Source organism: Brevundimonas naejangsanensis (assembly GCF_000635915.2).
Taxonomy (GTDB): domain Bacteria; phylum Pseudomonadota; class Alphaproteobacteria; order Caulobacterales; family Caulobacteraceae; genus Brevundimonas; species Brevundimonas sanguinis.
Genome location: NZ_CP015614.1, coordinates 2,788,461 through 2,805,470 on the forward strand (window position 1 = coordinate 2,788,461; position 17,010 = coordinate 2,805,470).

Below are 17,010 nucleotides of genomic sequence, written 5' to 3' on the forward strand. Positions count from 1 at the left end.
GTCAGCAGTCGGTGCAGACGACGCGATCAACGGTGCGCGGCCGCAGGAAATAACGGCGCGACAGGGCGACCGGCTTGGGCAGGACGGCGGCGAACGGCGACCTGTAGATATACTGGGTCTCGCCCATGATCACCGTCTGCTCCTTCTCGACCACGTCGGGCGGCAAATCGGTGACGGGATCGCCGCGCTGTAGAGGCGACAGCGCCTTGCCGTTGCCGTGGCTCCACTCGATTGTCGCGACGCCCCTGGCGTCGACGGAGATGCTGGTGGTGCGGATGGACAGTTCGGCGGCGGGGAAGGGGCGCATGATCAGGCCGCCGACGGCGTAGATGGCGTCGATCCCGGCCCGATTGATTCTTTCGCTCTGGGCGACCAGGTCCGACACGACCGAGGCGGCGTGACTGGCGCGGCGCTGGGCCATGAAGCCCTGGCTGAACTCGACCAGGCCGAAATAGAGCAGGATCATCACCGGCGCGATCAGGGCGAACTCGATCGCCGTGGCGCCGTCCCGGTCGCCGGGCAGGCGGCGCACGGGCCGCAAACGCAGGCGCCGGTTCATTGATAGGGCTCGTTGCGGAAGGCCAGGGTGGTGGTCAGCATCACCCGCCCGTCCTTGGTGCGCGCCACCGCCTGGGCGATCATCGGCGTGACGATCGGCTGTTCATACCAGACACGCACCAGGACGCGCTGGCCGGGGCCGCCGGGTTCGAATTTCAGGCCGGTGGGGTCGAACTGGTCGCCGCTGGTCGGGTCCGGCGGGGCCTTGCTCGGGTCGGTCAGGGAAAAGTCGTCCAGCACGCGCACGTCGATGAAGGCGCGGCGGCCGCAGTCGCCGGAAAACATGCTCATCTCGGCGCAGAACTTGTCCTTGAACTGCTCGGGCGTCAGTTCCTGCGTCTGGGCCTGCCCGGTGCGCACCTGGCGGGCGGCGTCCGAGGCGGCGGTCTCGACCAGGGCGTCGACCAGCAGCATCAGGCCGATCTCCAATATGCCGAACAGCAAAAGGAAGAAGGGCAGGGCGACCAAGCCGAACTCGATGGCGTTCGAGCCTTCGCGTCGTTTCCGGTCGTGGGGGCGACGCGCCAAGGCCCCGCCTTTCTTAAGAGCCGCGGCCGGCAGGGGCCGGGGCGCAGGTCGCGCCGCAGGTCACTTCGGTCGTCTCGCGTCCGCGCCAGACCCGCACCGTCCCGGCGCTGCTGGGCGCCACCACGATCTGGCGCTGGAACAGGGGGCGGCCCAGACCGTCCACGGCGATGACTTCGGTCACGCCATAGGCCTTGCCGGTGATGAACAGGGTGCGGGCGTCGGTGACTGCGACGTCGGCGATGGCCGGGTTGGCGACGATGACGGACCCGGCGGCGGCGCCCAGTTGGACGCGCGTCGCCTGATGAATCGGCACTTCCAGTTGACGGTTCTGGGCCGTCGTCGCCGTGGCCGCCAGCACGAACGGCAGGCCGACGCACAGCAGGCGGATCAGGTTCGCCCTGTTGGGCCTGGCCGATGCCGTCATGTCGGAACCTCCGAAGTCAAAAGAACGGGCGCGCGCGACGCCGCGCGTGAACTGTCGCGCGCAAAGGTCAAGATTTCCTGAAATTGCTGCGTCCGCCGATCCTGTGATGAGATCATAGTAAACAAGCAAGTAACCATCATATTCGTATTAGACGCCGTCGGCTTTTACTCGCCCTTAATCCGCAACGCGGCATGGTCAGCGGGCAAACGGGGGTCAAGCGGGCAAAACCGGTGACCCTGGATGGTGGAACTGTTGCTCGCTTAGAACAAAGGAAGACAAATCATGCGTAACTTCATCAATCGCTTCGCCAAAGACGAATCCGGCGCCACGGCCATCGAATACGGCCTGATCGCCGCCCTGATCTCGGTGGTCATCATCGGCGCGCTCATGACCATTGGCCCGAAGGTCAAGGGCATGTTCGACAAGGTCGACGCCGAGCTGCCTGCGGCGCCGGCTCCGAAATAGGCTGATAGCCTCGAGTAAGACGGCCGGAGCGAAATCTCCGGCCGTTTTTTTTGGGTGCGGCGACTTGTGTAGAGACCGCCGCCGCAACTGAGTTTTAAAGAATCTCAGCGAGACTTACGGCATGGACCAGCTCTCCTTCATCCTGCTTGCCGTCCTTCCCGTGCTCGCCGTCGTCGCGGCCCTGTATGACCTGACGACGATGAAGATCCCGAACTGGATCTCCATCGCCCTCGTCGTCGGCTATTTTCCGGCGGCACTGGCGCTGGGACTGCCGCTGAGCGTGGTGGGCGTATCGGCCGGAATGGCGTTGGCGGCGCTGTTCATCGGCGCGGGGATGTTCGCCCTGAACTGGATCGGCGGGGGAGACGCCAAACTGCTGGCGGCGGCGACCCTGTGGATGGGGTTGTCGGGCACGCTGTATTTTCTGCTCTTCACCGGGCTAGCCGGCGGAGCTTTCTGCATGCTGCTGCTGACTGCGCGCAGTCGCCTGCCCATCCTGGCCCAGGCGGGACCGGGCTGGATGATGCGGTTGATGCAGCCCAAGGGCGACATTCCCTATGGCGTCGCCATCGCCATCGGGGCCCTGCTCGCGTATCCCGAAAGTCCGCTGATGGCCGCCTTCATCGCGGGCTGATCTGCGTTCGCCAAGGCCTGTCCCGCTTAGGGACGCGTTAACCTCGATCCCTCATCATTGTTAACGGCAGGGGGCGGCCCGCGCGCTATCGCGTCGTCGCGTCTGCCGGAGACCGTCGATGAAGCCCGCCAAGATCGCCGTCATCTGCATCGCCGCCCTGGCCGCTGTCGGCCTGGCGCTGGTGGTGCGCGCTATGGGTTCGTCCGGCGCAGAGCCGGCGACGGCCTCGGCCGCCGTCGAGGCGCGGTCGATGGCCAAGGTTCTGGTCGCCGCGCGCGATCTGGAGCCGGGCCGACGCCTGGCCGACGCGGACCTGAGCTGGAAGGACTGGCCGACCGAGGAGCTGAATCCGCTCTTCATCACCGATGGCTCGACCCCGCCGCCCGCCAAGTCCGAAGGCGCCGCCGCCGAGAACGCCGCCGTCGACGCCAAGGGCGAACCGAGCCGTGAGCAGGCGCGCGCCCAGGCGGTCGAGCGCGCCCTGAAGGCCGCTGCTGAATTGAACGGTCCGGGGGCCAAGTCCGACTATATCGGCGCCGTGGTGCGCGAACCCATTCTGGCGGGCGAGCCGATCGTGGCGCGCAAGATCGTCCGCGCCGGGGACAGCGGCTATATGGCCGCCTATCTGGAGCCGGGCACGCGCGCCATGGCCATCCGCGTCAATGTCGAGACCGCCGCCGGGGGCTTCATCCTGCCTGGCGACCGGGTGGACGTGCTGATGACGCGCGAGATCAAGAACAACGACAGCGGCGCTGGACCGCGCTTCACGACGGCGACGATCATGCGCAACATGAAGGTCCTGGCCATCGACCAGACCACCCGCGCCGCCGAGGACGAAAAGGCGGTCGTCGGCGCCACCGCCACCCTGGCCGTCAGCGAACGCGACGCCGAGCTTCTGGCCCTGGCGCGGTCCGAGGGGGATCTGTCGCTGGTGCTGCGCTCCTATGCCGATACGGCGGGACCGTCCGGCCACGTTCCGGGCGCGGTGCGGCGCGGCGGCGAGCGGACGGGCGCGGTGGTGAAGATCTATCGCGGCGGCGACGCGCAGGAAGTGCCGACGCCATGAGGATTTCGCGCATGAAACCTTTCGCCGTCGCCGCCAGCGTCGCTGTGCTCGCTCTGGGCGGGGCGGGCGCGCCGATGGATCAGGCGGGCGCCCAGACGACGCGCGCCGCCATCACGGCCGGCTCGGCGCCGCAGCTGGTCAACCTGCCGCGCGGGACCTCCTTTGCGGTCGACCTGCCGTCTGATGCGCGCGACGTCATCATCTCCAACCCGCGCGTGGCCGAGGCCATGCTGCATTCGCCGCGCCGCATCACCATGATCGGCCTGGAGGGGGGCGAGACGGACGCCGTGTTCCTGGATGGCTCCGGCCGCACCATTCTGGCGCTGCGCGTGCGGGTGGATGCCGGCGTCAGCGCCCTGCAGGACACGCTGAACCGCATCGCGCCCGGTTCGGATCTGCGGGCCGAAGCGGTCAACGACAGCATCATCCTGACCGGTCTGGCCGCCAGCCCGGCCGACGCCGACCGCGCCGCCCAGGTGGCCCGCGCCTTCGTCAGCGCGCCCGAGAAGGTCATGAACATGATCTCGGTCGCCGGTTCGGACCAGGTGACGCTGAAGGTCCGGGTGGTCGAGGTGCAGCGCAACGTCATCAAGCAGCTGGGCTTCGACACCCAGGCCGTGATCGGCCGTGTCGGCGACACCCAGTGGCTGTTGGGCAACAGTGCCACCTGGGGCGTCAACGGTTCGCTGCTGGGCGGGCTGGCGGGCGGGATCGCGCGCGACACGACCAAGAACTTCCAGATGGAGGGGCCGTGCCTCGGGCCGGGGTGGCCGGAAGGCGCCCTATGCCCGGTCATCGTCGACGGCAGTCCGGGCGATCCTTCGAACTGGGAAACCGCACAGCCGGGCACGGGTCCCGGCTCAGACGGCCTCAACAAAGGCTCGGCGACGCTGAAGGCGTTCGAGCGGGTCGGCCTGGTCCGCACCCTGGCGGAACCCAACCTGACCTCGGTCAACGGCGAGGCCGCCAGCTTCCTGGCGGGCGGCGAGTTTCCTGTGCCCACCGGCCGCGACCGCGACGGGCAGATCACCGTGCAGTACAAACCCTATGGCGTGGCGCTGGGCTTCCGCCCGGTCGTCCTGTCCGAAGGGCGCATCAGCCTGCAGGTCAAGGTCGAGGTGTCGGAGCTGACGCCCAGCGGCGGCCTGACCATCGGCGCCGGCACGCCGTCGTCGATCACCCTGCCGGGCCTGACCGTCCGGCGCAGCGAGAACACCGTCGAACTGCCTTCGGGCGGGTCGATGATGATCGCGGGCCTGTTGCAGGAAAGCACGCGTCAGGCGGTGGATTCCCTGCCGGGCATGACCAACATCCCGGTGCTGGGGCAGTTGTTCCGCTCGCGCGACTATCTGATGGGCGAGACCGAACTGGTGGTCATCGTCGAGCCCTATGTCGTCACGCCGACGGCGCCGGGGCGGATGCAGACGCCGGCCGACGGCCTGCGCATCGCCCATGACGCCCAGACCATCTTCTTCGGCCAACTGAACCAGGTCTACGGCTCGCCCGCGCCGACCGCCCAGGCGGGCGCCGGATGGCGCGGCCCCGTCGGCTATGTGATCGAGTGAACGCCATGACCCGACCCTTTTCGCGGTATCTCGCCCTGATCGCCCTGACGGCGGGCGGATTGGTCCTGACGGCCTGCGTCGGCGGCCCGGCGAGCCTGGGCGGCGAGCCGCCGCTGACGCCCACGTCGCGCTACTCGCTCCAGGTCGAGCCGGGGCTGGAGCGCATCGCCCTGGCGGTGCATGAGACGGGCGTGTCGGCCAATCAGCGCGCGGCCCTGGGCGATCTGGTCAACCGCTTCGCCATGGAGGGGGCGCCGGTCCTGGTCATCGAGGCTCCGTCCGGCGGCGACCCGGTGGCGGCCGAGGCGGCTTGGGGTGTTCGGGCGATCCTGCAACAGGCGGGCGTGCCGGAGAACCGCATCCAGGTCGCGGCCTATGTCGCGCCTGATCCGCGCGCGCCGGTGCTGGTCGGGTTCGAGACCGTCCGGGCGGTGGTGCCTCAGTGCGGGACGCAATGGGGCAATCTGGGCCGCAGCGGCGACAATCAGTCCGCCTCCAACTTCGGCTGCGCCGTCAACGCCAACCTGGCCGCCCAGATCGCCGACCCGCGCGACATCGTGGCGCCGCGCGGCATGACGCCGTCCGAGGCCGGGCGACGCGCGGTCGTGTTCGACGCCTATCGCAAGGGAAGCGCGACCTCGGCGGCGCGCGAACCCCTGCTGTCGCAAATGCGCATCTCACAGGCCATTCAATGAGCAAGCTGGCCGATCCCCATTCGAGCGGGTTCGACGCCCTGGACGGTTTTGATCTGGACGACGAGTTTCTGGATCTTGATGACGGTCGGCCCGGCCCGGCGCTGACGCCCCCTCCCGCCGCCGCGCCGATGTCCGCCCCTGCAGAAGCCGCGTTCGTGGAGGCGGCGCCGCCCGCAGTTGCCACGCCTTCGGCCCTCAGCTTGGTGAGCGGCGCGGTGGAAGTCGCCATTCCGCGCATCGCGGTTCATGTCTTCGCCGAGCGTCAGGACACGGCGTCCGCCGGCGAGCGCGCCGGTCAGGACCGCCGCATGGCCCGCGCCGCCACCCAGATCCGTCTGGGCGGGGTGCAGGCGGCCATCGAGGCCTATCAGCACGAGCCGACGCCGCCCCTGGTGATCGTCGAAAGCCTGAAGGACCCGCAGAGCCTGCTGGCCGAGATCGACCAGCTGGCCCAGGTCTGCGATTCCGGCACCAAGGTCGTCATCATCGGCGCGGCGAACGACATCCTGCTGTATCGCGAACTGATGCGGCGCGGCGTCAGCGAATATCTGGTGGCGCCGATCCAGCCGTTGCAGCTGATCGCGGCGATCGGCGGCCTGTTCGCCGATCCGGCCCAGCCCTTCGTCGGCCGCACCATCGCCTTCGTCGGCGCGCGCGGCGGCGCCGGGGCCTCGGCCGTGGCGCACAACACCGCCTATGCGATGAGCGAGCGGATCGGCGTCAACACCGTCATCGTCGACTATGATCTGCCGTTCGGCACCGCCGGGCTGGACTTCAATCAGGACCCGCTGGGCGGGGTCGCCGACGCCCTGAAACAGCCGGAGCGTCTGGACGCCACCCTGCTGGACCGGATGACGGTGCGCTGCACCGACAAGCTGAGCCTGCTGGCGGCGCCCGCCACACTGGACGCCGACTGGGACTTCAGCCCCGACGTGTTCGAGGAAGTCACCGGCCGGATCCGCGCCACGGCGCCCTTCGTCGTGCTGGACCTGCCGCACCTGTGGTCGGGCTGGATGCGGCGGGCGCTGATTTCAGCGGACGAGGTGGTCGTGGTGGCGACGCCGGACCTGGCCTCGCTGCGCAACGCCAAGAACATGATCGACCTGATCAAACAGGGGCGGCCCAACGATGCGCCGCCGCGTCTGGTGCTGAACCAGGTCGGCCTGCCCGGACGGCCCGAGATCCCGGTCAAGGATTTCGGCGCGGCGCTGGGCGTGCATCCCAGCCTGATCATCCCCTTCGACGCTAAGGTGTTCGGCACGGCGGCCAACAACGGCCAGATGATCATCGACTCGGCGGCCAAGACCAAGCCGGCCGAGGCGTTCGAGACCCTGGCCCAGATCGTGTCTCATCGCGAGCTTCCGGTTGCGGGGGGGCAGACGCGGGCCAAGGCTGCGGCGGGCGGTTCGTCGCTGTTCGCCGGTCTGTTCAGCCGGAAGCGGGCCTAGGTGTTCGGCAAGCGGACAGCTCCGGCGGCGGCTCAGACGGTCACGCGTCCGGCGGCCGCGCCTGACCCTGGCCTTGAGAAGGCTGCGCCCCGCCGTCCGACGTTGGAGCCGGTCGACGCCTTCTCGCCTGAGGAGCTGGACCCGCTGACGCCGACGACGCCCAAGCGTCCTGATCCTTTCGAACACGCGCTGGGACAGTCGGATCAGCCGCGTGCGGCTGCGGGCGGCGCAGGGCCGCGCGCCACCGCCGGTCTGGCTCAGTTGAAGAACGCCCAGGCGGTCGCCGAGATCGTTCGCGAGCAGAGCGACTATTACCACGCGACGAAGACGACCATCTTCAACGCCCTGATGAACACCATCGACCTGGCCCAGCTGGCGCAGCTGGATCAGAAGGCGGCGTCCGAGGAAATCCGCGACATCGTCTCCGAACTGGTGGCGATCAAGAACGTCTCCATGTCGGTGGCCGAGCAGGAGCATCTGGTCCAGGACATCCTGAACGATGTGCTGGGGTATGGCCCGCTGGAGCCGCTGCTGGCGCGCGACGACATCGCCGACATCATGGTCAATGGGGCAGGGCGCGTCTTCATCGAGGTCGGCGGCAAGGTGCAGCTGACCAACGTCCGTTTCCGCGACAACACCCAGCTGATGAACATCTGTCAGCGCATCGTGTCGCAGGTCGGTCGCCGCGTCGACGAGGCCAGCCCCATCTGCGACGCCCGCCTGCCCGACGGCAGCCGCGTCAACGTCATCGCCCCGCCGCTGGCCATCGACGGGCCGACGCTGACGATCCGGAAGTTCAAGAAGGACAAGCTGACGATGCGCAATCTGGTGGAGTTCGCCTCCATCAGTCCCGAGGGCGCGCGCGTCCTGGGCGTCATCGGCGCTTCGCGATGCAATCTGGTGATTTCGGGCGGCACGGGCTCGGGCAAGACCACCCTGCTGAACACCCTGACGGCCTTCATCGACCCGACCGAGCGCGTCATCACCTGCGAGGACGCCGCCGAGCTGCAGCTGCAGCAGCCGCACGTGGTCAGGCTCGAAACCCGCCCGCCGAACCTTGAAGGCCAGGGCCAGATCACCATGCGCGACCTGGTCAAGAACTGCCTGCGGATGCGCCCCGAACGCATCATCGTCGGCGAGGTGCGCGGGCCCGAGGCTTTCGACCTGCTGCAGGCCATGAACACCGGCCACGACGGGTCGATGGGCACGCTGCACGCCAACAGCCCGCGTGAAGCGATCAGCCGTCTGGAATCCATGATCACCATGGGCGGCTACGGCCTGCCGTCCAAGACCATCCGCGAGATGATCGTCGGCTCGATCGACGTCATCGTTCAGGCCGCGCGCCTGCGCGACGGCAGCCGGCGCATCACCCACATCACCGAGGTGGTGGGGCTGGAAGGCGACGTCATCGTCACTCAGGACCTGTTCGTCTACGACATCACCGGCGAGGACGCGCACGGCAAGATCACCGGCCGCCACCGCTCGACCGGCATCGCCCGCCCGCGCTTCTGGGACCGCGCCCGCTACTACGGGCTTGAGCGCGAACTGGCCGAGGCCCTGGACGCGGCGGAGTAGGGCGGATGCTGCTTCCTGTGCTTGCGGCGGTTCTAGCCTTCATCACCATCGGCGGCGTCGGCTGGGTGCTGGTCGGCGGCGACGATTCCTCGGGTCAGGCGGTCAAGCGCGCCAAGGTTCTGGCGACCAGTCGCACCGAGTCGGTGGCGGCGGCCAAGCGGGCGGCTGTAGCCAATACGCCCGAGGCCCGACGCAAGCAGATCATGGTCCAGTTGCGCGAGGTCGATCGCCGCGAGCGCAAGGCGCGCATGACCACCAGCGCCAAGCTGAAGCAGGCGGGGCTTGAACTGTCGCTGCGGACCTTTGTCGTCATTAGCGTAGTGATGGGGCTGGTCGGCGCCCTTCTGGCCTTTGTCCTGGGCGGCAACATCCTGATCGTGCTGGGCGTCGGGATCGCCATGGGGCTGGGCCTGCCGCGCTGGGTCGTGAACATGAAGGCCAAGGCGCGGATGAAGAAGTTCTCCCTGGCCTTTCCCGACGCGGTCGACGTGCTGGTGCGCGGCATCAAGACCGGCCTGCCCGTCCATGACTGTTTCAAGGTCATCGCCCGCGAAAGTCCTGAACCTCTGGCGGGCGAGTTCCGCCTGCTGGTCGAGGGGATGGGCGTGGGGCTGACGCTCGCCGACGCCCTGGACAAGATGTACATGCGGATGCCGACGCCGGAGCTGAAGTTCTTCGCCATCGTCATCGCCATTCAGCAGAAGTCGGGCGGCAACCTGGCGGAAGCCCTGAGCAACCTGACCTCGGTGCTGCGCGCCCGGCGGATGATGGGCGAGAAGATCAAGGCCATGTCGTCCGAAGCCGTGGCCTCGGCGGCCATCATCGGCTCCCTGCCGCCGGCGGTGATGATCATGGTGACCCTGACCAGCCCCAGCTACATGATGCTGCTGTTCACCGACGTGCGCGGCCACGTGATGCTGCTGGGCGCAGTGTTGTGGATGGCCACTGGCGTCTTCGTGATGAAGCGCATGATCAACTTCAAGTTCTGAGGAAGGGGCCAGGACCGTGAACGCCTTCATGCGCTTCATCACCGATCCGCAGAACCTGCTGAGCATCGGCGTGGGCGTGGCCGTTTTCGCCAGCGTCCTGACGCTGCTGTCGTCCTTCGTCGGCGGCGGGCCGCGGCTGGACAAGCGGATGAAGGCGGTGGCCGAACGCCGCGAGGAACTCCGCCGACGTTCGCGTCAGGCCCTGCGCGGCGGCGGGGGCGAGACGGGCGGCGGGCTGCGCCGGACCGACGACAGTTTCCGCAGCCGGGTCGTGGCGCGGCTGAATCTGGTCAAGCTGCTGGAAGACCCCAAGGTCGCCGAAAACATGACCCAGGCCGGCTTTCGCGGGCCAAGGCCGCTGAACACCTTCTACTTCTTCCGCTTCGCCCTGCCGTTCATCCTGATGGCGTTGACGGCCTTCTATCTGTTCGTGGTGATCAAACCGGACCTGCCGGGCTTCACCCTGTTTTCCTTCGTGATTCTGGCGGCGGGCGTCGGCTTCTATGCGCCGAACATCTATCTGAAGAACATGATCGACAAGCGGCGTCAGTCGATCGTCGCGGCCTTCCCGGACTCGCTGGACCTGCTGCTGATCTGCGTCGAATCCGGCATGTCCATCGAGGCGGCGATCCAGAAGGTCAGTCAGGAAGTCGGCGGCCAGTCGATCGAACTGGCCGAGGAGCTGTCCCTGCTGTCGGCCGAGCTGAGCTATCTGCCCGAGCGGCGCCTGGCCTATGAGGGCATGGCCAAGCGGACGCAGCATCCGGGCATCCGCGCGGTGGCGACAGCCATGACCCAGGCCGAGACCTACGGCACGCCTCTGGGCAGCGCCCTGCGGGTGATGGCCAAGGAAAACCGCGACCTGCGCCTGGCCGCCGCCGAGAAGAAGGCGGCGGCGCTTCCGGCCAAGCTGACCGTGCCGATGATCCTGTTCTTCCTGCCGGTGCTGTTCGTCGTCATCCTGGGGCCGGCGATCATCAACATCACCGATACGATCAAGGGCGGCTGACGGCTCTGCCGAGAGGCGACGTCAGCCCTGTTCGGCGATCTGTTTCAGCTTCTCGCTGATGGCCTCATAGGCCGGACGGATGCGGGCGCGATGCTTGTCGTGGAACAGTTCGGCCCGCAGCCCGGTGAAGACCATGCCGTGCGAGACGATGCAGGCGCCGCGATCCAACTCCTCGATTTCATAGTAGCGCAGGGTGCGGAACAGAAAGCCGCGACGCTCGACCCAGACCAGCTGGGCGTTGGGCTCCCACTCGCCCAGATGCGCCTGCACCTGGCGTTCGCCCAGATCCGGCAGACGCTCGGTCAGGCTGATCGGCGCGCCATAGCCAAGGGCGCCCTGAACCTTGACCTCATGCGGATTCCAGCGCTCCCAGCCGCCGAAGTCCGTCAGCACGTCCCAGAGGCGTTCGGCCGTCGCGCGCACGCCGATGCGGTGTTCGATGCGGATCGTTTCCATGCGCTCCCTGTGACATGGGTTTTGCCGTTTAGGAAGACGGCGCGGCCCTGAGCTTCCAGTCGAAGCGGCGTTTGCCCTTGGAGCGCCGTCGCCGTCGCGTTAAGGCCGAAGGCGAAGCAAGGAGCCGTCATGATCACCCGCATCCAGCCCGAACGTCGCATGAGCCAAGCCGTGATCCACGGCGACACCATCTATCTGGCCGGTCAGGTCGGCGAACCGGGGCAGGACGTCGTCGCTCAGACGCGCACCGCTCTGGCGGAGGTCGACGCTCTTCTGGCTGAATGCGGGAGCAACAAGTCGAAGATCCTCTCGGCCCAGGTCTGGCTGGCCGACATCGCCGATTTCGCGGCCATGAACAGCGTGTGGGACGCCTGGGTCGACCCGATCAATCCGCCCGCGCGCGCCACCTGCGAGGCGAAACTGGCCACGCCCGCCTATCGGGTCGAGGTCATCGTCGTGGCGGCGCGCTGACATGGCGCGCGTCATCTCGAATGAGAGCGAGCTGGAGCGGTTCAGAGCGACCCGGGTCACCGCCCTGTACCGTCTCGACCTGATCGAGAAGGGGGCGCAACTGACCTATGAGGACGGCACGCCGGTCGACATGGCGTCCGAGGCGCAGCGACTGAAGGATCAGGTCGCCGACATGGACCGGCGCATCGCCCGGCTGGAGGCGGCGGGCGAAGCCTGATCTTCACAGACTGACGAAATGTGGGGCGCGACCCATCCGTCGCCGTCTTTCGCGCGAATAAGGCCGCGCTACTGCATTTCACTTTCAGGAGATCGTTCGATGAACCTTCGCACCCTCGCCGTGGCGGCCGCCGCCTTGTCCGCCTGCGCCTTCCCCGCCGCCGCCGAGACCATCTCGACCCACGTGCTGGACCTGGCGCGCGGCGTCGGCGGCCGTGACGTCCCGGTTACCCTGCAGATCAAGTCGGCCGACGGCCAGTGGCGCGATCTGGCGACCAGCCGCACCGATGACAACGGCCGCGTCCGCTCGTTCGGCGACGCGATCAAGACCGAGGCGGCGACCTATCGCCTGGTGTTCGACATGTCGCGATATGGCGAGCGGACGACGCCGCCCTTCTTCCCCGAGATCGACGTGGTCTTCCAGGTGGCCGATCCCAGCGTCCACTATCACGTGCCGGTGGTGGTCAGCCCCTACGGCTACAGCACCTATCGCGGCAACTAAGGCCGTGACCGTGTTCGGACGCCTCGGTCAGAGGCGTTCGAACACCGTGCGGATGACCGCCTGATAGGCGTCGGTCAGGGCGCGCAGCTCGGCCTCGGGCACGCGCTCGTCCACCTGATGCATGGTCTGGCCGACCAGGCCCAGCTCCAGCACCGGACACAGGGCGCGGATGAAGCGGGCGTCCGAGGTGCCGCCGGTGGTCGAGGCCTCGGGGCGGCGGCCCAGCGTCGCCTCCACCGCATCCTGCACCGCCGTGACGAAGACGCCCGGCTCGGTCAGGAAGGCCTCGCCCGAGCACATATGCTCCAGTTCGATGCGCAGGCCCGTCTCGGCCTGGACGGCGCCCGCCTCGCGGTTCAGCCAGTCGATCAGGCCGTCGCCGGTGTGGGTCGGGTTGAAGCGGATGTTGAGCCGCGCCCTGGCCTCGGCCGGGATGATGTTGGTCGCCGGATTGCCCACGTCGATGGTGGTGATCTCCAGGTTCGACGGCGGAAACTCAGGATAGCCGTCGTCCAGCACATGGGCGTCGAGGCGGGCCAGCAGCTTGGCGATGACCGGGGCCGGATTGGCGGCGCGGTCGGGATAGGCGACGTGGCCCTGCTTGCCGTGGACGGTGATCCAGGTGTTCAGCGAGCCGCGCCGCCCGACCTTGATCATGTCGCCCAGGTGATGGGCCGAGGAGGGCTCGCCGACCACGCAGGCGTCGATGACCTCGCCCTCGGCGGCCAGGGTCTGGACCACCCGCTTGGTGCCGTGCAGGGCAGGGCCTTCCTCGTCGCCGGTGATCAGGAAGGAGAGGGAGCCGGGCACGTCGCCTTCCGATAGGATCCGCGAGACGGCGGCGACCCAGGCGGCGATGCCGCCCTTCATGTCAACGGCGCCCCGACCATAGAGGACGCCGTCGCGGGTCTCGCCCTCGAAGGGGCCGGCGCTCCAGGCGGCCGGGTCGCCGGTCGGCACCACGTCAGTATGGCCGGCGAAGCAGAGGTTGGGCGACGCCGCGCCGCGCCGGGCGTAGAGGTTCTCGATGCGGGCGTCGTGGCCGACCCCCGTCGTTCCCTCGAACACCATGCGGCGGCAGGCGAAGCCGAGCCCGGTCAGGGTCCGCTCCAGCACGTCCATGGCCCCTTCGTCGGCGGGGGTGACGGAGGGAATGCGGATCAGGTCGCGGGTCAGGTCGACAGGATCGATGACGGAATGTGATGCGGCGCTCATAAGGCAATTGCTTTAGGCATATCCCGCATCCGCGAGAAGGCCCAACGGCCGCGACAGCGCCCCTTGGTTGAAGACGCATCACGACCGTGACGACCGAAAGCATCGACACCGCCCCGACGGTTCCGCCTCAGCCGCCTTTGCCGCCCGGGCCGCCTGTCGCTTCGCCGCCAGACGACGGCCCGTCCAGTCCTTGGGGCATCGGCGATTTCCGCCTGCTGTGGCTGGGGCGGTTGGTGGCCGTGCTGGGCATCCAGATCCAGTCGTCGGCCCTGCTGTGGCAGGTCTATGAAATCGCCCGGCGCGATCATCCGATCGAACAGGCCAGCCTCTATCTGGGGCTGGTGGGCCTGTGTCAGTTCCTGCCGCTGCTGGCCTTCACCCTGCCGGCCGGAGCCATGGCGGATCGGCGCGACCGCAAGCATACCGTCACCCTGTCGATCATCTTCGAGGGGATGTGCGCGGGCGCCTTCCTGATGATGGCGCTGCACGGGTCGCCGCCGCTGTGGGGGCTGCTAGCGGTGGCCGCCGTGTTCGGCGCGGCGCGCGCCTTTTTGGCGCCGGCCAGCCAGGCCTTCCTGCCGATGGTGGTGGGCCGCAAGGCCCTGCCGCCCGCCATCGCCGCCCAGTCCATCGCCTTCCAGACCGGCGCCATCGCCGGGCCAGCGCTGGGCGGGGTCATCGTCGGCCTGAACGTGCCGCTGGCCTACGCCTCGGCGATGGCGCTGTTCCTCGTGGCTGTCGCCTGCTTCCTGCTGATCCGCACCAAGGGCAAGCCTCAGGTCGATCCGTCCAAGCTGGGCCCGGTGCAGCAGGTCCGCGAAGGCCTAGCCTATGTGTGGAAGACCAAGATCGTGCTGGGCGCCATTTCGCTGGATCTGGTCGTCGTCCTGCTGGCCGGGGTGGCGCTGCTGACGCCGATTTTCGCGCGCGACATCCTGCATGTCGGGGCTATCGGCTTCGGCCTGCTACGGGCCTCGTTCGGGGTGGGGGCGCTGATCATGGCCCTCTACCTCAGCCGCTTCCCCATCGTGCGTCACGGCGGGCGGTGGATGTTCGGGGCGGTGGCCGTGTTCGGTCTCTGCACCCTGGTCTTCGGCCTGTCCAAGAGCGTCTGGCTGTCAGGGGCGGTGCTGTTCCTGGGCGGGGCGGCGGACATGATCAGCGTCAACATCCGCCAGACCCTGATCCAGCTGGCCACGCCCGATCACATGCGCGGGCGGGTGTCCTCGGTGTCCATGCTGTTCATCGGCGCCTCGAACGAACTGGGCGAGGCCTATTCCGGCGTGGCGGTGCGCCTGCTCGGCCCGATCGGGGCGGCGGTGGTCGGCGGCTTTGGGGCGCTGGCGGCGACGGGCGTCTGGGCCAAGGTCTTTCCGGATCTGAGGAAGGCGAACCGGCTGACCTGATGCGCTCAAGGTGATCCTTCTCCCCCTGTGGGAGAAGGTGGCGTGCGGAGCATGACGGATGAGGGGTGTCGACGCGGCGGCGGCTGTTCAGTCGATGAAAGAAAAGCGCCGCGATCGGCTGACCGCGGCGCTCACACCCCTCATCCGAGCGCCTTTGGCGCCCACCTTCTCCCCCAAGGGGAGAAGGGTGCATTACCCCCAGGGGCGGAAGTGTTTCGACAGCTTGAGCCCCTGGCTCTGATAGTGGCTGCCGCCCTCGCCGTAGAGGCGCGACGGGCGTTCGGTCAGCGGCTCATAGACCAGTCGAGCGACGATCTGGCCGTGCTCCAGCAGGAAGGGAGTGTCGTGGGTGCGGACCTCCAGCACGCCCTTGGACCCCGCGCCGTGCGCCTCGTCCGTGCCGAAGCCGGGGTCGAAGAAGCCGGCGTAGTGGACGCGGAACTCGCCGACCGAGGGGTCGATCGGCGTCATTTCGGCGGCCTGATCGACGGGGATCTCCACGTCGTCCGACGAGGCCAGGATGTAGAACTCGCCCGGGTCCAGCAGCAGTTCGCCGCGACGCAGGGTCAGCGGCTCCCAGAAGTCGCGCGGATCATGGCCGTCGATGTGGTCCATGTTAATGACGCCCGCGTGGCGGCGGCCGCGATAGCCGACGACGCCGTGCTCGCCCGCACGCAGGTCGACGCCGACGCTGCGGGTCTCCAGCTTGGGCGGCTCGCCCGCCTTGAGGCGCAACTGGTTCAGACGCGTGCCCGGCTTGACCAGGATGGAGAAGGTCTGAGGCGCGATCTCGAGATACAGCGGGCCGTCGTAACCCTCTTCCACGTCGTCGAAGCTGCCGCCCTGATCGGTCAGCAGGCGCACGAAGACGTCGACGCGGCCGGTCGAGCTCTTCGGATTGGCGCGGGCGTTCAGGCCCTTGGGCAGGTGCAGACGCTCCTGCAGGCGGGCGATGTAGACGCAGCCCTTCTCCATCACATAGCCGCTGTCGGGCAGGTCGATGGCGTGCATGGCGACGTCGGCGATGCGTTCCTCGACCTTGCGCTGGCCGGGCAGGAAGGAGGCCCGAACGCGCCAGGCCTGATCCGACAGCCGCAGGTCCAGGCTGGCGGGCTGGACCTGATCGATGTCGAAGGGGGTGTCGGAGGCGATGGCGCCGATCGCGATCAGGGTCTCAATACCCTGGAAGGGAAGGATGCCGGGCTGGTCGGGAATCTGAAAGCTGGTCATGCCGTCCTGTTCTCACACGGATTTTCCCGTCTGTGTAGCTTGTCGGCGACGACAGACGCTTGAACCCCGCGCACGGCGGGCTGCATATAGCGCATGCACTCCGCTCCTGCCTACTCCGCCGAGACCGAAGGCGTCGTCGTTCGCGTCCGCCCCTCCTATCTGGCGGGCCAGTCGGACCCGGCCGAGGGGCGCTGGGTCTGGGCCTATCAGGTCGAGATCGTCAATCTGAGCGGCGGCCCGGTGCAGCTTGTGGCCCGGCGCTGGACCATTACCGATGCGCTCGGACGGGTCGAAGAGGTGCGCGGTCCCGGCGTGGTCGGGGAACAGCCGGTGATCGAGCCGGGGGACAGCTACGCCTATGCTTCGGGTTGTCCGCTGACGACGCCATCCGGCTCGATGGTCGGCGCCTATTTCATGCAGGACGCCGAGGGACGGATGTTCGAAGCCGCCATTCCCGCCTTCAGTCTGGACGTGCCCGATGCGCGAAGGGTGCTGAACTAACGGGGGGGCGGGCGTCGCATCGCTACCGTTCTGCTCTTCCTTCCCACGCGCCGTCAT

General features: G+C 68.1%; 20 protein-coding genes. 14 read left to right on the forward strand and 6 right to left on the reverse strand.

All coding sequences use genetic code 11. The features are described 5' to 3' along the window. Position 1: 1 nt before the first annotated feature. Genes DA69_RS13345 through DA69_RS13355 form a run of 3 tightly spaced genes read right to left on the reverse strand, consistent with a single transcriptional unit; the run spans position 2 to position 1,510 of the window. On the reverse strand, positions 2-559 hold the full coding sequence (locus DA69_RS13345; protein ID WP_025978033.1) for a TadE/TadG family type IV pilus assembly protein: 558 nt from the start codon (positions 557-559) through the stop codon (positions 2-4). Further along, entirely contained in the window at positions 556-1,086 is a 531-nt protein-coding gene (locus DA69_RS13350) for a TadE/TadG family type IV pilus assembly protein (RefSeq protein ID WP_025978034.1), read from the reverse strand. Before DA69_RS13350 ends, DA69_RS13345 begins: the two co-directional genes overlap by 4 nt. 13 nt (positions 1,087-1,099) lie before the next feature. After that, entirely contained in the window at positions 1,100-1,510 is a 411-nt protein-coding gene (locus tag DA69_RS13355) for a pilus assembly protein N-terminal domain-containing protein (protein ID WP_025978035.1), read from the reverse strand. Positions 1,511-1,792: 282 nt separating this feature from the next. On the opposite strand from DA69_RS13355, the gene DA69_RS13360 reads away from it, so the two are divergent. From DA69_RS13360 to DA69_RS13400, 9 genes are all read left to right on the forward strand, one after another. Next, the gene (locus DA69_RS13360; protein ID WP_025978036.1) at positions 1,793-1,975 is read left to right on the forward strand and encodes a Flp family type IVb pilin; all 183 of its coding nucleotides are present in this window, start codon (positions 1,793-1,795) and stop codon (positions 1,973-1,975) included. Between the two features lie 121 nt (positions 1,976-2,096). Next, the gene (locus DA69_RS13365) at positions 2,097-2,609 is read left to right on the forward strand and encodes an A24 family peptidase (RefSeq protein ID WP_025978037.1); all 513 of its coding nucleotides are present in this window, start codon (positions 2,097-2,099) and stop codon (positions 2,607-2,609) included. Between the two features lie 118 nt (positions 2,610-2,727). Further along, the gene (gene cpaB, locus DA69_RS13370) at positions 2,728-3,675 is read left to right on the forward strand and encodes a Flp pilus assembly protein CpaB (protein WP_025978038.1); all 948 of its coding nucleotides are present in this window, start codon (positions 2,728-2,730) and stop codon (positions 3,673-3,675) included. An 11-nt stretch (positions 3,676-3,686) separates the two neighbouring features. Continuing rightward, a complete protein-coding gene (locus DA69_RS13375) occupies positions 3,687-5,240 on the forward strand; it encodes a type II and III secretion system protein family protein (protein ID WP_235599167.1) in 1,554 nt (517 codons plus the stop codon). Between the two features lie 5 nt (positions 5,241-5,245). Next, a complete protein-coding gene (locus DA69_RS13380; RefSeq protein ID WP_025978040.1) occupies positions 5,246-5,935 on the forward strand; it encodes a CpaD family pilus assembly protein in 690 nt (229 codons plus the stop codon). Next, positions 5,932-7,383 (forward strand): AAA family ATPase, encoded by a 1,452-nt coding sequence (locus DA69_RS13385; protein WP_025978041.1) that lies wholly within the window; start codon positions 5,932-5,934, stop codon positions 7,381-7,383. The genes DA69_RS13380 and DA69_RS13385 overlap by 4 nt, the downstream gene beginning before the upstream one ends. Beyond that, positions 7,384-8,958 carry a CpaF family protein gene (locus DA69_RS13390; protein WP_025978042.1) on the forward strand — a complete coding sequence of 525 codons (1,575 nt, stop codon included), beginning with the start codon at positions 7,384-7,386 and terminating at the stop codon, positions 8,956-8,958. A 5-nt stretch (positions 8,959-8,963) separates the two neighbouring features. Further along, positions 8,964-9,947, forward strand: coding sequence for a type II secretion system F family protein (locus DA69_RS13395; protein ID WP_082891497.1), 984 nt, complete (start codon positions 8,964-8,966; stop codon positions 9,945-9,947). A gap of 16 nt (positions 9,948-9,963) precedes the next feature. After that, a complete protein-coding gene (locus DA69_RS13400) occupies positions 9,964-10,956 on the forward strand; it encodes a type II secretion system F family protein (RefSeq protein ID WP_025978044.1) in 993 nt (330 codons plus the stop codon). Positions 10,957-10,977: 21 nt separating this feature from the next. Here DA69_RS13400 and DA69_RS13405 read toward each other — a convergent pair whose 3' ends face one another. Further along, on the reverse strand, positions 10,978-11,412 hold the full coding sequence (locus DA69_RS13405; RefSeq protein ID WP_025978045.1) for an SRPBCC domain-containing protein: 435 nt from the start codon (positions 11,410-11,412) through the stop codon (positions 10,978-10,980). Between the two features lie 129 nt (positions 11,413-11,541). On the opposite strand from DA69_RS13405, the gene DA69_RS13410 reads away from it, so the two are divergent. The 3 genes from DA69_RS13410 to uraH all read left to right on the forward strand — a co-directional run bounded on the left by DA69_RS13410 (position 11,542) and on the right by uraH (position 12,601). Then, on the forward strand, positions 11,542-11,883 hold the full coding sequence (locus DA69_RS13410; protein ID WP_025978046.1) for a RidA family protein: 342 nt from the start codon (positions 11,542-11,544) through the stop codon (positions 11,881-11,883). Between the two features lies 1 nt (position 11,884). Continuing rightward, a complete protein-coding gene (locus DA69_RS13415) occupies positions 11,885-12,100 on the forward strand; it encodes a hypothetical protein (protein WP_025978047.1) in 216 nt (71 codons plus the stop codon). Positions 12,101-12,199: 99 nt separating this feature from the next. Further along, the gene (gene uraH, locus DA69_RS13420; protein ID WP_025978048.1) at positions 12,200-12,601 is read left to right on the forward strand and encodes a hydroxyisourate hydrolase; all 402 of its coding nucleotides are present in this window, start codon (positions 12,200-12,202) and stop codon (positions 12,599-12,601) included. Positions 12,602-12,628: 27 nt separating this feature from the next. Here uraH and dapE read toward each other — a convergent pair whose 3' ends face one another. Then, positions 12,629-13,816, reverse strand: coding sequence for a succinyl-diaminopimelate desuccinylase (dapE, locus tag DA69_RS13425; RefSeq protein ID WP_025978049.1), 1,188 nt, complete (start codon positions 13,814-13,816; stop codon positions 12,629-12,631). Positions 13,817-13,953: 137 nt separating this feature from the next. On the opposite strand from dapE, the gene DA69_RS13430 reads away from it, so the two are divergent. Next, positions 13,954-15,222 (forward strand): MFS transporter, encoded by a 1,269-nt coding sequence (locus DA69_RS13430; protein ID WP_419177574.1) that lies wholly within the window; start codon positions 13,954-13,956, stop codon positions 15,220-15,222. Between the two features lie 192 nt (positions 15,223-15,414). Here DA69_RS13430 and DA69_RS13435 read toward each other — a convergent pair whose 3' ends face one another. Next, complete coding sequence (locus tag DA69_RS13435) at positions 15,415-16,452, reverse strand: 2'-deoxycytidine 5'-triphosphate deaminase (protein ID WP_025978051.1); 1,038 nt, start codon at positions 16,450-16,452, stop codon at positions 15,415-15,417. Between the two features lie 93 nt (positions 16,453-16,545). Between DA69_RS13435 and apaG the strand changes: the two genes are divergently transcribed. Beyond that, entirely contained in the window at positions 16,546-16,953 is a 408-nt protein-coding gene (apaG, locus tag DA69_RS13440; RefSeq protein WP_025978052.1) for a Co2+/Mg2+ efflux protein ApaG, read from the forward strand. The last annotated feature ends 57 nt before the right edge of the window (positions 16,954-17,010 follow it).

Excerpts from the sequence above, each read along its gene's own strand:
- DA69_RS13345 (WP_025978033.1), bottom strand. The coding sequence starts at position 559 with ATGAACCGGCGCCTGCGTTTGCGGCCCGTGCGCCGCCTGCCCGGCGAC.
- DA69_RS13355 (WP_025978035.1), bottom strand. The coding sequence starts at position 1,510 with ATGACGGCATCGGCCAGGCCCAACAGGGCGAACCTGATCCGCCTGCTG.
- DA69_RS13360 (WP_025978036.1), top strand. The coding sequence starts at position 1,793 with ATGCGTAACTTCATCAATCGCTTCGCCAAAGACGAATCCGGCGCCACG.
- DA69_RS13365 (WP_025978037.1), top strand. The coding sequence starts at position 2,097 with ATGGACCAGCTCTCCTTCATCCTGCTTGCCGTCCTTCCCGTGCTCGCC.
- cpaB (WP_025978038.1), top strand. The coding sequence starts at position 2,728 with ATGAAGCCCGCCAAGATCGCCGTCATCTGCATCGCCGCCCTGGCCGCT.
- DA69_RS13375 (WP_235599167.1), top strand. The coding sequence starts at position 3,687 with ATGAAACCTTTCGCCGTCGCCGCCAGCGTCGCTGTGCTCGCTCTGGGC.
- DA69_RS13380 (WP_025978040.1), top strand. The coding sequence starts at position 5,246 with ATGACCCGACCCTTTTCGCGGTATCTCGCCCTGATCGCCCTGACGGCG.
- DA69_RS13385 (WP_025978041.1), top strand. The coding sequence starts at position 5,932 with ATGAGCAAGCTGGCCGATCCCCATTCGAGCGGGTTCGACGCCCTGGAC.
- DA69_RS13395 (WP_082891497.1), top strand. The coding sequence starts at position 8,964 with ATGCTGCTTCCTGTGCTTGCGGCGGTTCTAGCCTTCATCACCATCGGC.
- DA69_RS13405 (WP_025978045.1), bottom strand. The coding sequence starts at position 11,412 with ATGGAAACGATCCGCATCGAACACCGCATCGGCGTGCGCGCGACGGCC.
- DA69_RS13410 (WP_025978046.1), top strand. The coding sequence starts at position 11,542 with ATGATCACCCGCATCCAGCCCGAACGTCGCATGAGCCAAGCCGTGATC.
- DA69_RS13415 (WP_025978047.1), top strand. The coding sequence starts at position 11,885 with ATGGCGCGCGTCATCTCGAATGAGAGCGAGCTGGAGCGGTTCAGAGCG.
- uraH (WP_025978048.1), top strand. The coding sequence starts at position 12,200 with ATGAACCTTCGCACCCTCGCCGTGGCGGCCGCCGCCTTGTCCGCCTGC.
- dapE (WP_025978049.1), bottom strand. The coding sequence starts at position 13,816 with ATGAGCGCCGCATCACATTCCGTCATCGATCCTGTCGACCTGACCCGC.
- DA69_RS13435 (WP_025978051.1), bottom strand. The coding sequence starts at position 16,452 with ATGACCAGCTTTCAGATTCCCGACCAGCCCGGCATCCTTCCCTTCCAG.
- apaG (WP_025978052.1), top strand. The coding sequence starts at position 16,546 with ATGCACTCCGCTCCTGCCTACTCCGCCGAGACCGAAGGCGTCGTCGTT.